The sequence below is a fragment of the Stenotrophomonas sp. CASM114 genome, assembly GCF_049384325.1.
GTDB classification, from domain to species: Bacteria; Pseudomonadota; Gammaproteobacteria; order Xanthomonadales; family Xanthomonadaceae; genus Stenotrophomonas; species Stenotrophomonas muris.
In genome coordinates, this window is the sequence record NZ_JBMRGJ010000005.1 from 77,338 (window position 1) to 91,165 (window position 13,828).

The following is a 13,828-nucleotide window of genomic DNA, read 5'->3' on the forward strand; positions in this document are numbered from 1 at the left end:
CTTAACAGGATTGCGTGGTCCAGTAATTGACAAGGAGATGTTAGTGGAGGTTACTTTCGATGTGGTTATCTCTTCGCCGGATGAATCCGTAGATATGAAGACCGGGCTGGACACTCTTCAAGGGATCTCCAACGCAACGAGGCGCATTGCGGAAGCGGTGCTCGCCGGTGATGTGGTCCAGAGACTTAACCATAAAAGTGGCGTAAGGACCACGCTAAAGAAGACTTTTAAAGGGTCCTACGGGCAGATCTATTCGCTGGATGTGGTAGATGCCAAGTTGAACAAGTCCCTAAAAAGTATTACTCGGCCAGGTTTTGTTGAGTTGATGGAGTACTTTCTTAAAGAGGCTATCTATGAGGATGGTGGGGAGCTTTCTAGTCGGCCGCAGAGAGTCGTCGACAAGTTGGGCGATTCTGCCGAGCAGTTGATTCAGGAGCTAAGAACTTCTTGTATGGGTGAGATACATGAGGTGTCGAAGAAGTTTGGATATAGGGTTAAGATTAGACATCGATCCGGTGCAAATAGAACTGCCGTTGGTTCATTCGATGCTCGCACGTTTCTATCGCTTCAGGCTGAGGTGGATGCCAAGGATACCGAGCTGGTCGCCGGAATCACTCGATTTAACAATAAGACTGGGAACGGCAGGCTTCAGCTTGTAGGCGAGAAAGATACGTCTGCCTTTGGTTTTGCTGGGCAATATTCTGCCATCAAGTTCGAAGCCAAGAAGGTTTTTTCTGGAAATCTTGACAGGAATAATGGGCTTGATCCTGACAGGTGGAAATACATAAGGCTCATCGCAAATCCAGTGAGGCTTAGGGATGGGCGTGTGGTCAAGTACATCATTAAGGGGTATCGTGAGGACTAATATATACATCTACATTTCAATTGCATTGATTTTCTCGGTAATTGGTTTGTACTTTAACTATTTTTCCGCGTACGATGTTTCGGATAGTCCTGAGCAGTGGGGGCAGCTTGGTGACTATTTCGGTGGTATAGTTAATCCACTGTTGTCATTCATTTCTATTTTGCTAATCGTTCGATCTCTGCAGCTCCAGAAGTCCGCGAATGATATGCTTCTGCGTGAAATGAAAGAGTCAAGGCGGTGGGAGGAATTTCGCTCATTCGAAGCCAAGTTTTTCAACATGATTCGCGTGCAGTCTGAAAGTTTTGCGGCGCTTTGTTTCGAGACCCCTGAGCGAGTCCAGGTGAGATGTGCTGACGCAGTTATCTGGCTGGAAGGAGAACTGGAGCAGCTCAGAGCGGTAGAGGGGACTGATGGCGATTTGGCGGATCTTATTGAAGAGTGGGATTCCAGGGATCAGCTTTTCGGTATTTTGAGGGGTTTTTACGCAACAGTGAAATTCGTGATTGAAGGCCTTTCTGATGAGAAGGGGTTTTGTCGGGAAGATAGGCTCGAGAGTATTCGGGTTCTAATGAATTTCACTGAATTTTCTGCGATGAGAGTGGTCAAGATGATGTGCCAGTTCTCCGATGCACATGCCGCTGGTTACCTCAATGGTTGTCCAGATTTCCAAGTGGTGGTGGAAGAGATGGGCATGAACTCAGTGCGGTACTGATCTCGCTGGCCGGCGTGGCGACCAGCGGTTCTTACAACAAGACCTTCACTCCGTTCGGCTTCCAGAACGAGTGCCGCTCGGTATGGCAGGCTCAGGATGTGTACCTGAAGGCCTCGCCGTTCTTCTACGCCGACAAGATCAAGCTGCCGCTGCTGCTGGTCCACGGTGAGGATGACGCCAACCCGGGCACCGAGCCGTTCCAGTCGCGCAAGCTGTACCAGGCGATCCGTGGCAACGGCGGCACCACCCGCCTGGTGATGCTGCCCAACGAGCCGCACTGGTACACCGCGCTGGAGTCGAACGAACAGCTGGTGTCTGAGATGCTGAACTGGTTTGATACCTATGTGAAGAACGCCAAGTAGAGTCGAGCTTGCTCGACTGCTTTGCACAAGGCCGCCTGCGGGCGGCCTTCCCGCATCCCATGGAACCGAGCCCGCCCGCGGTAAGGAAGCCCGATGAAGACGTGGTTGCTGGCAATGGCAATGTTGAGCGCTTCACCCGCCGCGATGGCCTCGCCGTCACCGGTGAGCGTCCACGTGACGTACGACTGGTATGGCTGGGGCAGTGTCTAGGAACGTTAGCTCATCCAGCGCGATGCGCGTGGCGTGGTCACCCGCGTAGCAATTGCCGACACACCTGGTGCCAATGCGCGATTGCCGGTGCCGCTGTCGGCCGGTGTGATGGCCGCGTTCGAGGCAGCGCTGCAGGCGCCTGCGCTGAGCAGGGAAGCCACCACGGATCGGATTGCCGCGCGCTTGGACCGACCGACGATGCTGGCGTTGGATCCCAGCCTGCGCAGCATTCCGGGGTCCAGGTGCTCGTTTCCCCAGCAGCAGGAGTGGGCCCGGCAGGCACTGGCCACTCAGGGGCTGCAGTGGCGCGTGGCACGGCATTTCGAAGGGATGTGGACCGATGACGTTCCCTTGATGACCGTGGTAGTGAAGCGACCGGGGCGCTCGGACGTGGTGCTTGTGTCGACGTCGCAGAAGCTGATGATGCTGCCGTGGAAGCGGTTGTCGTCGCCCAACTTCGATCAACAGGTGTTGACGCGTACGCCGGATGAATGGCGGCCGGCCTTGAGCGAGGCGCTGAATGCGCTGCTGCCCAAGGGCGAACGCTCACGCCAGCGTTTCCAGATCGGGTGACTGCAGGGCCGGCTGCGCAACGATCTGGCCTTGGAGGCGTTGGGCTGTGTCCCGCCGCGCAGGGAAAGTGCCGGATAAGTCTCCTGGCGTGTTCTGAAGTCGTCTGTGGAGACTCGGTAACAACGTGTTACCGGCACATTCGCACGCCACGCAAATGGTCTAGGCTGAACCTGATAGCTCGTTCCAGGTCGGTGCAATGAAAGCCATCCTTCTTGCTGCAACGTTGTCCTTGGTCCTGGTCTCAACTGCGGGCGCTCAGCCGCTGCCCGCCGAACTGGCGCAGCTGGGCATCATCGCAGGCATGCCCTACGCCAAGGCCAAGCGCCTGCTGGATGCGGCAGGGTGGCAGGTGAAGCCCGTGGAGGGCGCACCGGAATCGCTGGAGGGCTTTCCGGAAGTGGGATGCCAGAAGGGCGCCAAGCAATGCGCAACAACCTTCGAAAAGGGCGGTCAGCAGGTCGCGATGCGATTGGGCACTACCCTGGCAGGGCAGCCGTTCGTGCAGGGCGCGGACTGAGCGCTCGTTGCGTTCAGGCCAGCGGTAACCGATCCTGCGCGCGTGACAGCCGGTCATGCAGGTCACGCACATGCTCGGCCTTGGCATGCACCCGGGTGGTATCACCGAAGCTGCGCAGGTAGGCGCAGGCGGCGAAGCCGGCACTCTTCTTTTCGTAATCGGCAATCCAGGCCAACCGGTCCGGGTTGTTGGCCTGTTCGGCTGACCACGCGGCCACCGGCGGCCTGATGCGATAACGCAGGCCGACGCGCCACGGCTTCGGTGTCAGTCGCGCACGGAAGCAATGCTGCAGCCGGCACATGCGCGCGTACAGGGTGTCGGTGCCCAGTACCTTGAAGAATGCCTGGAGCTGCTCGTCCTCGGGTGAGAACGTGGCATGCATCGCCAGCACGCGCAGCCCCGCCGGGGTGCGGTAGACGCGCAGATGCCAATCGGGATGCTGTTCGCTGAAGGCGTCCACGCGCTTCAGCGCAAGCCCTTCAGCACCGCCGGCAGCGGCCAGGCGCTGCTTCCGCCGCATCAGCAGTGCCGCGTTGACCAGCAGCACTGCCGCCACGCCCAGTACCAGGCCCACCAGCCAATGCCAGAGCACGGTGCCGATGACGGCGCCGGCAAGCAGCACGAGCGCCGCGACGATGGCCGGTATCACGCATCCAGCCGGTGGCTGCGCATGGTCGATGTCGGCGAACAGCACGTCGGGGCTGTTGAGGCACAGCGCGCCATAGCTGTTGCGGGTGATGATGACATCGCCATCGCGCTGCACGATCTGCTCGCGGATCGGCACGCCCTCCACACCGTAGTTGCTGCGCACTTCACGACGCGGCAGCACCTGCCCGGCGATGATGGCGTTGAGGGCTTCATGGGCACGTGCGTCGGCGTGGGCCTGGGCTTGGGCAGGCCCCTCGTCGGACCAGCCGAAGCGGCGCACGACCATCGGCCGGCCACGGAAACGGGCCTGCAGGCGGGCTTCGGCCCAGTACGCGGGAACGATCATCATCGTGCGGTGCTCCATCATCCATGGCAGGTGCCTGAGTGAGTCTGGCACAGCCCCGAAGGGCCTGCATGTGCCCGCTGCGGTGGCCGGGGCGGAGTGGTAGATTGCGCGCTTCGCATGCACTCCACCAAGGACGGAGCGATGTCCAGTTTCCTGCGTTGCCTGCTTGCCCTGGCCTGTGCCGGGGCGGTCGGCGTGGCGTCGGCGGGAACCCCGCCGGGGCCGCAGATCCTCACCACCGATGCCAGCCGCTTCTACGCGCTCTACGACAGCACCGGCGGCAAGCCCAGCATCGCCCAGCTGGCCGGTTACCTGGCCGAAGGCAGTCCGGGCCTGGGTGAACTGGCGAAGGCGCGCCGGGTCACGCCCGAGCGTATGGTCGAGGCCATTGCCAGCCAGCCCGGGGTGTATGCGCAGGGACGCGGTTGCCTTGCAGAGCTGCCGGCGGTGAAGCAGCGCCTGGTGCAGGTGTTCGGCAACCTGCAGGCGATCTATCCGCAGGCCGCGTTTCCGCCGGTGACCATCGCGGTCGGCCGCGGCCGACCGGTCGGGTTGACCTCCAAGAGCGGGGTGATCATCGGCCTGGAAGCGCTGTGCGCAGCCGATTTCATGAATCCCAATGTGCAGGACCGCTTCGTGCACGTGATCGCGCACGAGTACGTGCACATCCAGCAGACCGGCCTGACCGACGTCGAGCCGGGCGACCCGCATGCGACGGTGCTGCGTGTTTCACTGGGCGAAGGCATCGCCGAGTTCATCGGCGAGCTGATTTCCGGCAATGTCGGCAACGGTCGCCACGCGGCCTGGACCCGTGGCCGGGAAGTGCATATCGAAAGCGCCTTCGCACTGGATGTGGACAGCACCGATCTGTCGCCGTGGCTGTACAACTACAAGCCCGGTTCGCAGGAACCCTATGATCTGGGCTACTGGGTGGGCTATCGCATCGCCAAGGCCTATTACCTGCAGGCCAAGGACAAGCGTGACGCGGTGCGTGCGCTGATCCAGCAGGACAACCCGAAGGCGATCCTGGCCGCCAGTGGCTGGACGCCAGGCATGTGGATGCCGGCCAAGGTGACCGGCGTGGCGGCGCGGTCGGCGGCACGCTGAGCGCGGGGCCGCGCGCTAGACTGGCGCAGACATTCAACGGAGAGACCCCATGCGTTCCTTGTCCGCTGGCCTGGCCGCGGTTGCCCTCGGTAGCGCGATGAGCGCCCATGGGATGGCGGCCGACGTGCCCGCCATCAACCCGTTGTTGGTGGAACCTGTCGAGCGACTGCGCCCGGACGAGGTGCGCTTCATGCAGCAGCGCCTGGCCGATTGGCCGGAACTGCAGCGTTACCGCGATGCCAACGCGCGACTGCCTGCCGCCGTACCGGGGCAACCACGCGTGGTGCTCTTCGGTGACTCGATCACCGAAGGCTGGGGCGGGGAGGGCAGCGCGACGTTCTTTCCCGGCAAGGGTTGGCTCAATCGCGGGATCAGCGGCCAGACCACGGCGCAGATGCTGGTGCGTTTCCCGCAGGACGTGCTGGCACTCAAGCCGCAGGTGGTGGTGATCCTGGCTGGCACCAACGACATCGCCGGCAACACCGGCCCGTCCACGCAGGCGATGATCGAAGACAACCTGCACGCGATGGTGGACCTGGCTCGTGCACATGGCATTGCCGTGGTGCTGGCATCGGTGCTGCCGGTCAGCGATTACCCGTGGTTGCCGGGCACGGCACCTGCGCCCAAGGTGCGCGCATTGAACGCGGCATTGAAGCGCTATGCCGATGCGAAGCAGCTGGTCTATCTGGACTACTACACGCCGATGGCCAATGCCGCCGGAGGGCTGGATCCGCAGCTGGCCGACGACGGCGTGCATCCCACGGCGAAGGGCTATGCGGTGATGGCGCCGTTGGCCGAGGCGGCGGTCAAGCGCGCAATGGCGCTGGAGTAGGCACAGTACCCGCACTGCACAGGATCCAGCCCGCCAAGGTACAGTGGCGCCGAAGCTGGCCACGCCGCGTGGCCGCCAGGGACGATGGGGTGGGTGATGCGGAAGGGAATCCAGGGATGGCTTTGCCGCAGTGGCGCAACGATGGCCTTGCTGCTGGCCGCCGTGCCGGCGTTCAGTGCAGACACGGCGGTGCCTTCGCCGCTGACGCGTGAACCGGTGGGCGGCGTTTCGTTGGCCGAATGGACCGCCCGCTGGTGGCGCTGGGCCGACGGCCAGGGCGGGGCGCCCTATCTCGACCCGGATGGCCGTGTGTGTGATCTGGGCCAGGAAGGCCCGGTCTGGAACCTGGCCGGCACCAATGGCCGTTTCCGGCCACATCGCGAATGCGTGGTGCCGGCTGGCAAGTACCTGTTGCTGCCGATCATCAACATGGCGCACTACCAGGTGGATGAGGCTGTGTCCTGCAAGGAGCTGCAGGCGGGGGCGGCGGTCAACAACGATCACCTGATCAGCGCGGTGGTGCTGCTGGACGGCCAGCCACTGGGCGACATGCGCAGGCATCGGGTCCGCAGCGAAGGCTGCTTCCGCATGGATGCCGACGACGAACACTCTCGGCTGGCCGCCGCCGACGGCTACTGGGTAATGCTCAAGCCGTTGCCGCAGGGCCGGCATACCCTCAGCGTGGGTGCCAACTACGGCGTGCCGGATGGCGGCGCATACAGCCGCATGCGGCAGTCCTTCGAGTACGTGCTGCACGTGGGAGGGCGCACCCAGGTCGTGTCGCGCGAACCGCACGCGGTGCCGGTGGCGGCCCCCTGAAGCTCAGGCGTCGTCCTGCTTCAACGCCGCATCGGCGGCCAGCAACGCTTCGGCGGCCGCACTGAGCGGCGGCGACGGCGGGGCGACCACGCCGATCGCTTCCATCATCTTCGGCATGCCCAGGAACTGCCGCGCACGCCGGTCGTAGATGCCGGTGACCAGCAGCGCGCGCGTGGCGATCTTCTGCTCGGGCCCGATCAGCACGCGCTGCTCCATGATGCCGCGCGAGCCGACCCAGCCCACCAGGCGCGTTTCCAGGGTGAAGCGCTGGAACGGCTTCAGCTCGCGACGGAACTGGATGGTGCCGGCGCCTACGATCGGCGCCCACTTCTCGCGCAGCGCCACCCGGCCCAGGCCCATGCGCAGGATCAGGTCCAGCCGGCCCAGATCGAAGATGTTCCAGTAGCGACCGTTGGTCATGTGCAGGTTGCTGTCCAGATCGTTGGGCAGCACCCGGAACTGCAGGCGCGAGACCCCGAACGGGGCCTCCAGCTTCGGCCGGAACAGGCTGCACAGCAGCAGGTGGAGCAGGCGGAACCAGAGATTCATGGCTATGACGACTGTTATAGAATCGCCGGTACGCTAATCTATGACGACTGTCTTAGCAAGGAGCCCACCGTGAGCCCGCGTCCCTCTGATGCGCCACAACGCGTGATTGATGCTGCGGCACAGATGCTGGCGCGCGTGGGTCTCAATGCCACCAGCATCCGTGAGGTGACCAAGCTGGCCGAGGCACCGCTGGGCTCCACCTATCACCACTTTCCCGGCGGCAAGCAAGAGTTGCTGGCGCGCGCCACCCACATGGCTGGCGACAAGGTAGAAACGCTGCTGGTGGAGCTGCTGAAAGGGGGGGCGGTGCAGGGCCTGCAGCAGTTCCTGGCGATGTGGCGCGAGCGCTTGCTGCGTTCCGGGTTCCGCGCGGGCTGTCCGGTGCTGGCCGCGGCAGTGGAAGAGCCGGTGGAGGCCGTGCCCAGCCAGCCACGTGTTGCTGCTGCCGAAGTGTTCGCGCGCTGGCAGGGGCACCTCGCCTCGGCGTTCGTCGCTGAAGGGCGCGCCCCCGCAGCGGCGGGCGAGCTGGCCAGCCTGGTGATTGCCAGCGTGGAAGGCGCAGTGGCGATGTGCCGCGCACTGCAGGACATCGCCCCGTTCGACCAGGTGACCGCGCAGTTGCTGAAGGCGGCCGCGCGTCCTTGATCCGGCTATCCGCGTGCGGAAGACGCGCAGCAGGTCATCGGAAGATCATCAGATAGCCCCAGCCGAGCCCGATGGGCAGGAAGGCAGCGATGGCCGACGCGCCCAACCAACGCAGGTAGCTGCGGGAGGCGGGGGATCCCTGCCGCTTGAGGGCCCAGGCATGCGTCGGGAGCACCAGCAACGCCTGCACCGCAAAGGTGGCCACGGCGGCAAGCCATGCCACCAGGACGCCGAGGCAGCCATCGCTGATGCAGCGGCTACCAAACCACGAACCCCAACCGGCGAGGCCAATCATTGGAACGAACATCACGAGGGCGGTGGAGCGGGTGAGCTGGGAGACGTGCATGCCGTAGAGCATACTTTTTCGTGGCGGAAAGTCATGATCCAGCCGCCGGCGCGCGGGTACAAGGCCGGCGCCAGTGCCGCCTGTGGGTGATGGACCCACGGCCCATCGCGCTGGAATCCGTCCACCACCGCCTACGCGTGCCCGGCAAGGATGTCCGCATGCAGTATCAGGTTCCCGAGGTCCCTTGCCGCGCTGCCTCCCGCCCCCTCGCGGCGGCATGAAGCGCTCGCGCCATTTTTCACGCAGTCCACTGAAATTGCCCGTAAACCACGGCAGCGAAGTCGTGCGTGCGCGCCGGTACCTGCAGCAGCGGGGTTGGCCACGCCTGCAGATGGCGCTGATCGTCGCCCTGACCGGTGCGGCCGGATTCCTTGCCTCGTACCTGCTGCGCCTGGCCGGCATCGACGCGATGTTGCTTCGCTACCCGATGGCCGTGTTGCTGGCCTATGGCGTGTTCCTGCTGCTGGTGTGGATCTGGATCCGCTGGCGCTGGGCAACGTACTGAAGGGACTGTCGCAGGATGTGGGCGGTGGCAGCCCATCGCCTCGCATGCAGGGCATGCAGGAACAGGGATGGTGGCGGGTATGCGTGTCGCATACGATCTGGCCGCTGCTCGGCCTGCTGCTGTTTTTCGCCCTACTGGGCTGGCTCGCGCAGGAATGCGTGCCGGGTGCGAGCCATCTGCTGCAGGTCATCCAGGGGGGGAGTGCGGTTGGCTCCTTCATATCGCCTGGACCCGCCCCGTTTTCAGCTGCACTGAACAGTGGGCTATGATCGCGGTCGGCCGGGATTCGTGTCCCGGCGGTGTCACCTATCGGGAGCTTGTCGTACTGCATCTGAAACAGGGGCGCTGGATGGTCGGACGCCCACTGGGACACACAACCACTGACGAGGAAGAGCGCATGGATGTCGCTGCACGCAGGAACAGGACGTTGTTTCGTTGGATCATGGTGACGCTGCTGGCGGCGTTGTTGCCGTTTGCAGCACTGGCGCAGCCCGCAGCCGGGCAGGCCGATGGCGCCGAAGCCGCCACCGCCGCGGAAGAGGCGCAGTGCCGCGCCTGTACCTATGAGCGCATTGGAACGAAGGTCGATATCGGCCTGGTGGCACTGGTGTCGCTGCTGGTGGTGGGCCTGCTGACCGCGGCGTCGCGGGAATGGGGCACTACCTCGCAGCGCTGGACCTGCCGCACGCTGGCCCTGCTGCTGGTGGGTGTCGGTGTGGCGTTGCTGTGGTGGGCTGGCAGCGTCGTCTACCTGGGCTACAACCCGTGGCAGGAAATGGCCGCCCCCGCCGATGGCTCGCTCACCTCGACATTGCTCAGTACCTCGCCGAAGTGGTTGGCGGCACTGGTGCTGATCGGCTTGGCGCCTTCCATCTGGAAGCGCAGCGAGCGCCTGCCGGCCTGGCGTATCGGCTGACACTGGAACGGCGGCGCCGGATCACACCCGGCGCCGCCTGCGGCAATCAGTCAAAGCGCCAGCGCATGCCCGCATAGACGCCACGACCTTCGCCCGGGGTCGAGCGCGCGACATCCTTGCCGGCGTCGTCGTAACCCGGCGTGACCGTAGCGGCGTAGTGGCGGTTGCCGATGTTGCGCATCTCCACCCAGGCCTGCCAGCGGCCACCGGGTGCGTCGTAGCCGATGCGGCTGCCGAAGATCACATGGCTGTCGGCCCAGTAGCTGTTGGCGTAGTCGACGGCGATGCGCGAGGCGTATTCGGTATTGAGCGCAGCGTACAGGCCGGATGCATGATCGAAGCGCAGCTCGGCCTGGTAGGCGTGGCGCGGCAGGCCGGGCAGGCGGTTGCTGCCGAAACGCGCGTCGTGGCGGTAGCGGAAATCGCTGAAGGTATAGGCCTGGCGAAGCGACAGCCGGCCCGGTGCAGCCTGCCACAGCGTGCTGTCCAATCCGGCCTCGATGCCGCGGTGAACGGTGGGGCTGGCGTTGTTCTCGGCGATGAACAGGTTCGGCACCGGTTGCAGTTCAACGCTCAGCAGTTCGTGGTTCACGTGCGCGTAGTAGCCGGTCAGTTCCCAGCGGCCCAGCGCCGCGTCACCGCGCGCGCCCAGTTCCAGCGTGGTGGCGGTCTGGTTCTGCATCGGCACCGGCGCGCGCTGGCGGCCGGTAGACGGGCCATTGCCTGGCCCGAAGTACTGGCTCGAGCCCCAGATCATCGACCACGGGTGCGGCGCCTCCACCGAGCGGCTGAGGTTGCCGAACCACTGGGTCTGGGCGGTGTGCTGCCAGGTGAAGCCCAGTCGCGGCGCATGGTCCCAGTCGTGGTCGCGCAGGCGGCCACCGCTGCTCGGCCAGGTCACCTGCACATCGCGACGGGTGTTGATCAGTGCCAGCCCGGTCTGCATGCGCAGGCGGTCATTGAAGGTGAGGGTATTGCCGACGTGCAGCGTGCTGTCGGTGCCGTGGTGCCGGAAATCACGCGTGCGCGTGCCGGCGGCATAGCCGTTGCTGGCAAAGCGCAGCGACTCGCGCACATCGGCGTCCAGATCGTGGGTGACGCGCAGGCCGACCGTGGTTTCGCTGTCCAGGCCGAACAGCCGGTGGCGGCGGCGGTAGTCCAGCGTGGCGTTGAGGTTGGCGTAGTCCAGCTGCTGCCGGTACAGGCTCTCGTTCAAGTCCATCGGGTACGTGTGATAGACCAGCCCGGCCTGCAACGAGGAGTCTTCATCGATCTGCAGCGTGGTGACGTTGCCCACCCAGGTGCTGCCCGGCTGCGGGCGACGCGCATCGATGGCCAGGTTGGCCGCATTCGCGGCACGCGGATCGTTACGGATCTGATCGCGGGTCAGGCGACCGGGCGTTTCATGATTGGTTTCGCGGTAGCGCACGAAGAAACGCGTCTGCAGGTCGGGCGTGATCTGCCAGCCGATGTTGGCCATCGCGCCCTTGCCGTCGCCGCGCGCATGACGCTGGTAACCGTCGAATTCGGTATCGGTGTAGGCCAGGAAGTAGTCGACATCACCGCTGACGCCGCCCCAGCTGATGCCGCGCTTCTGATAGCCACGGCTGCCGGCTTCGTAGTGCAGCTGCACGCCCGCCGAATCACGACCGCTGCGGCTGACGTAGTCGATGGCACCGCCCAGCGCCAGCGCGCCACGCTCGAAGCCGTTGGCGCCGCGCAGCACTTCCACGCGCGACAGCCACAGTGGTTCCAGCAGTTCGTAAGGCGTGCCACCCGGGCCGGTCAGTGGCAGGCCGTCGATCGACACCGCAATGCCCGAGGCGTGCGCGCCCGGGCCCCGGTTGATGCCCGAGCCACGGATCGAGATCCTGGTGCCTTCGTTGCCCGGCGACTGCGCGCTGATACCCGGCTGATAGGCCAGCACATCCGCACTGGTGGATAGGCGGCTGTCGGCCTTGGCCACGTCGATGACGTTACTGGCGCCCGGCACGCGCTTCAGCGCTTCGCGCGCCTGCGCGTTGGCACCGGCGGCGGTGACCTGTACGGCGTCCAGCGTGGTGGCCTGTGGGGCGGCGGCGGCGGTGGAAGCCAGGGCGAGGGAAACAGCCAGGAACAGCAGCGACGGGTGGGGGCGGTACGACGGAAGCGACATGCGGGAATGCTGTAAACCACGAAAGTGGCGCGCAAGTTAACAGGTCGGCAGCGCCGCGTCACCCGCCGGCGGCGTATGGCCGCCCGCCGTGTTCCTGTAGAGCCGAGCCCACGCTCGGCTAATCGCGCGCAGCGCGGGTTGTCTGCCATCGCGGCGAAGATCAGCCGAGCACGGGCTCGGCTCTACAGCAGGGTTTATGGCGAGGGTTTCGCCAGCTTCTTGGCCTTCGCGTACAGCCGATCAGCCGCTTCCCTCTCCCCCAATGCAGCGTGGCACTCGGCCAGGCTGTCCCACGTGTTGGCGGACTGCGGATACAGCTCGGTGTTCAGCGCGAACACCTTCAGCGCCTTGCGTGCACCGAGGCTTTCGCGGATGGCATAGCCATCACTGTTGATCGCACGTTCCAGTTCGCCGGTGGGAACGCCATTGCTGTCGCGCAGCCAGCTACGCATCTGCGGTTTCGCATCGGTGCTGTCATCCAGCGCATAGCCGATCAGCCGCTCGGACAACACCGCATGCGGAAACTCCCCGGGCGCAACCTCCGCCATCGTGCTCTCCACCAGCGTGCTGGACCAGACATTGCGGGCGCTGCCATTGGTCAGGTACACGAACACCCAGTAACCGTTGGCCAGCGTGCCCTTGTAGGCCAACCGCGCACGAACGCGGGTGCCGCCATCATGACCGACCTGGGTGTAGCCATCGCTGCGGGTGGTATCCCAACCGGTGGAGAAGAAATTGCTGCCGCCACCGCTCAGCTTCCGCGGCTGCCAGAGTTTTTCCAGGGTCGCCGTGCGCACCAGCTTGCCGGTCGCCAGCGCCTGCAGGAAACGGTTCATGTCGCCCACGGTGGTCTGCAGGTCGGCATGCCCCCAGCCGTAGTTGGGCCAGGGATCTTCATTGGCCGGTTGCAACGCGCCATCCTTGCCGATGTACGGCACTGCCGCGCGCTCGACCGGCACGTTGGCGATGCCCCATGACGTGCTGGTCATCTTCAATGGCTGCAGGATGCGTTCGCGCGCGATGGCCGGGTAGGGCGTGCGGTAGTGTGCTTCCAGCAGCGCTGTCAGTACCAGGTAGTTGGCCTGGGTGTACTGCATGCGGCTGCCGGTGGCGAACTGCATCGGTGCCGCGCCGGCGACTTTCAGCGCAGCGGCAAGGTCAGGCGCTACACCGGGGTAGCCCTTGCTCACCCAGCGGTTATCCACCCGGCCGTAGTACTCGCCGATGCCGGAGCTGTGGTTGAGGAAATCACGCACGTGGATCGCCTGCCATGCAATCGGCAGGCCCGGCACGTAGCGGCTGGCCGGCGCATCCAGATCCACCTTGCCCTGATCGACCAGTTGCATCACCAGCGTGCTGGTCAGCAGCTTGGCCATCGACTGCGCGGCGAAGATGGTCTCGACGGTGGCAGGGGCATGGGCAGCGGGATCACGTTCACCGCTGGCGCCCTGGTAGAGCACCTGGCCGTTGTGTGCGACCAGTACCGCCTGGCCGGCAATGCCGTAGCGCTCGCGGTTGCTCTGCAGTTGGGCGTCTAGCTGAGTGGAGAGAGTGGTGGGGACGTCACGCGCCGAAGCGGGCGGGATCGCAAACAGCGTGCAGAGCAATGCGGCAGCGAGCGTGCGGTACATCGCGGTGATCCATCAGCGGTGATGGCGCATGTTGGTCACGACCGACGAGCGGGTCAAGGCCGCCGATTCCCGCATCGGGGAGAGCCGGCC

The 13,828-nt window shown here is 64.5% G+C and carries 16 protein-coding genes and 1 pseudogene; 12 read left to right on the plus strand and 5 right to left on the minus strand.

The window, feature by feature from the left end; translation table 11 throughout:
• Window positions 1–43 precede the first annotated feature (43 nt).
• The 5 genes and pseudogenes from VG566_RS07445 to VG566_RS07465 all read left to right on the plus strand — a co-directional run bounded on the left by VG566_RS07445 (window position 44) and on the right by VG566_RS07465 (window position 3,239).
• Complete coding sequence (locus VG566_RS07445; RefSeq protein ID WP_423172624.1) at window positions 44–865, plus strand: hypothetical protein; 822 nt, start codon at window positions 44–46, stop codon at window positions 863–865.
• Window positions 855–1,577 carry a hypothetical protein gene (locus VG566_RS07450; protein WP_241884558.1) on the plus strand — a complete coding sequence of 241 codons (723 nt, stop codon included), beginning with the start codon at window positions 855–857 and terminating at the stop codon, window positions 1,575–1,577. The genes VG566_RS07445 and VG566_RS07450 overlap by 11 nt, the downstream gene beginning before the upstream one ends.
• A gap of 8 nt (window positions 1,578–1,585) precedes the next feature.
• Window positions 1,586–1,939 (plus strand): annotated as a pseudogene (locus tag VG566_RS07455) (alpha/beta hydrolase family protein); the annotation flags it as partial.
• Between the two features lie 291 nt (window positions 1,940–2,230).
• Entirely contained in the window at window positions 2,231–2,722 is a 492-nt protein-coding gene (locus VG566_RS07460) for a hypothetical protein (RefSeq protein ID WP_241884557.1), read from the plus strand.
• Between the two features lie 196 nt (window positions 2,723–2,918).
• A complete protein-coding gene (locus VG566_RS07465) occupies window positions 2,919–3,239 on the plus strand; it encodes a hypothetical protein (RefSeq protein ID WP_241884556.1) in 321 nt (106 codons plus the stop codon).
• A gap of 13 nt (window positions 3,240–3,252) precedes the next feature.
• Here VG566_RS07465 and VG566_RS07470 read toward each other — a convergent pair whose 3' ends face one another.
• The gene (locus VG566_RS07470) at window positions 3,253–4,236 is read right to left on the minus strand and encodes a hypothetical protein (protein WP_241884555.1); all 984 of its coding nucleotides are present in this window, start codon (window positions 4,234–4,236) and stop codon (window positions 3,253–3,255) included.
• Window positions 4,237–4,374: 138 nt separating this feature from the next.
• Between VG566_RS07470 and VG566_RS07475 the strand changes: the two genes are divergently transcribed.
• The 3 genes from VG566_RS07475 (at window position 4,375) to VG566_RS07485 (ending at window position 6,991) form a co-directional block, all read left to right on the plus strand.
• The gene (locus VG566_RS07475) at window positions 4,375–5,340 is read left to right on the plus strand and encodes a DUF2268 domain-containing putative Zn-dependent protease (RefSeq protein ID WP_241884554.1); all 966 of its coding nucleotides are present in this window, start codon (window positions 4,375–4,377) and stop codon (window positions 5,338–5,340) included.
• A 49-nt stretch (window positions 5,341–5,389) separates the two neighbouring features.
• The gene (locus VG566_RS07480; RefSeq protein ID WP_134965993.1) at window positions 5,390–6,172 is read left to right on the plus strand and encodes an SGNH/GDSL hydrolase family protein; all 783 of its coding nucleotides are present in this window, start codon (window positions 5,390–5,392) and stop codon (window positions 6,170–6,172) included.
• Between the two features lie 141 nt (window positions 6,173–6,313).
• Window positions 6,314–6,991, plus strand: a complete 678-nt coding sequence (locus VG566_RS07485; RefSeq protein ID WP_241884553.1) for a hypothetical protein — start codon at window positions 6,314–6,316, stop codon at window positions 6,989–6,991.
• Between the two features lie 3 nt (window positions 6,992–6,994).
• Here VG566_RS07485 and VG566_RS07490 read toward each other — a convergent pair whose 3' ends face one another.
• Window positions 6,995–7,540: a thioesterase family protein gene (locus VG566_RS07490; protein WP_049397600.1), complete on the minus strand. Its 546-nt coding sequence runs from the start codon at window positions 7,538–7,540 to the stop codon at window positions 6,995–6,997.
• Between the two features lie 69 nt (window positions 7,541–7,609).
• Here VG566_RS07490 and VG566_RS07495 point away from each other — a divergent pair, with 69 nt between their 5' ends.
• Complete coding sequence (locus VG566_RS07495) at window positions 7,610–8,185, plus strand: TetR/AcrR family transcriptional regulator (protein ID WP_241884552.1); 576 nt, start codon at window positions 7,610–7,612, stop codon at window positions 8,183–8,185.
• A 34-nt stretch (window positions 8,186–8,219) separates the two neighbouring features.
• On the opposite strand, the gene VG566_RS07500 is transcribed toward VG566_RS07495, so the two are convergent.
• On the minus strand, window positions 8,220–8,543 hold the full coding sequence (locus VG566_RS07500) for a hypothetical protein (protein ID WP_014647632.1): 324 nt from the start codon (window positions 8,541–8,543) through the stop codon (window positions 8,220–8,222).
• Between the two features lie 271 nt (window positions 8,544–8,814).
• Here VG566_RS07500 and VG566_RS07505 point away from each other — a divergent pair, with 271 nt between their 5' ends.
• The 3 genes from VG566_RS07505 (at window position 8,815) to VG566_RS07515 (ending at window position 9,952) form a co-directional block, all read left to right on the plus strand.
• Complete coding sequence (locus VG566_RS07505) at window positions 8,815–9,036, plus strand: hypothetical protein (RefSeq protein ID WP_414615697.1); 222 nt, start codon at window positions 8,815–8,817, stop codon at window positions 9,034–9,036.
• On the plus strand, window positions 9,000–9,305 hold the full coding sequence (locus tag VG566_RS07510; protein ID WP_423172623.1) for a hypothetical protein: 306 nt from the start codon (window positions 9,000–9,002) through the stop codon (window positions 9,303–9,305). The genes VG566_RS07505 and VG566_RS07510 overlap by 37 nt, the downstream gene beginning before the upstream one ends.
• Before the next feature lie 128 nt (window positions 9,306–9,433).
• The gene (locus tag VG566_RS07515) at window positions 9,434–9,952 is read left to right on the plus strand and encodes a hypothetical protein (RefSeq protein WP_032961999.1); all 519 of its coding nucleotides are present in this window, start codon (window positions 9,434–9,436) and stop codon (window positions 9,950–9,952) included.
• A gap of 46 nt (window positions 9,953–9,998) precedes the next feature.
• On the opposite strand, the gene VG566_RS07520 is transcribed toward VG566_RS07515, so the two are convergent.
• Together VG566_RS07520 and VG566_RS07525 are read right to left on the minus strand one after the other, a co-directional pair.
• The gene (locus VG566_RS07520) at window positions 9,999–12,107 is read right to left on the minus strand and encodes a TonB-dependent receptor domain-containing protein (protein WP_241884551.1); all 2,109 of its coding nucleotides are present in this window, start codon (window positions 12,105–12,107) and stop codon (window positions 9,999–10,001) included.
• A gap of 194 nt (window positions 12,108–12,301) precedes the next feature.
• Complete coding sequence (locus tag VG566_RS07525; RefSeq protein ID WP_241884550.1) at window positions 12,302–13,738, minus strand: serine hydrolase domain-containing protein; 1,437 nt, start codon at window positions 13,736–13,738, stop codon at window positions 12,302–12,304.
• Window positions 13,739–13,828 lie beyond the last annotated feature (90 nt).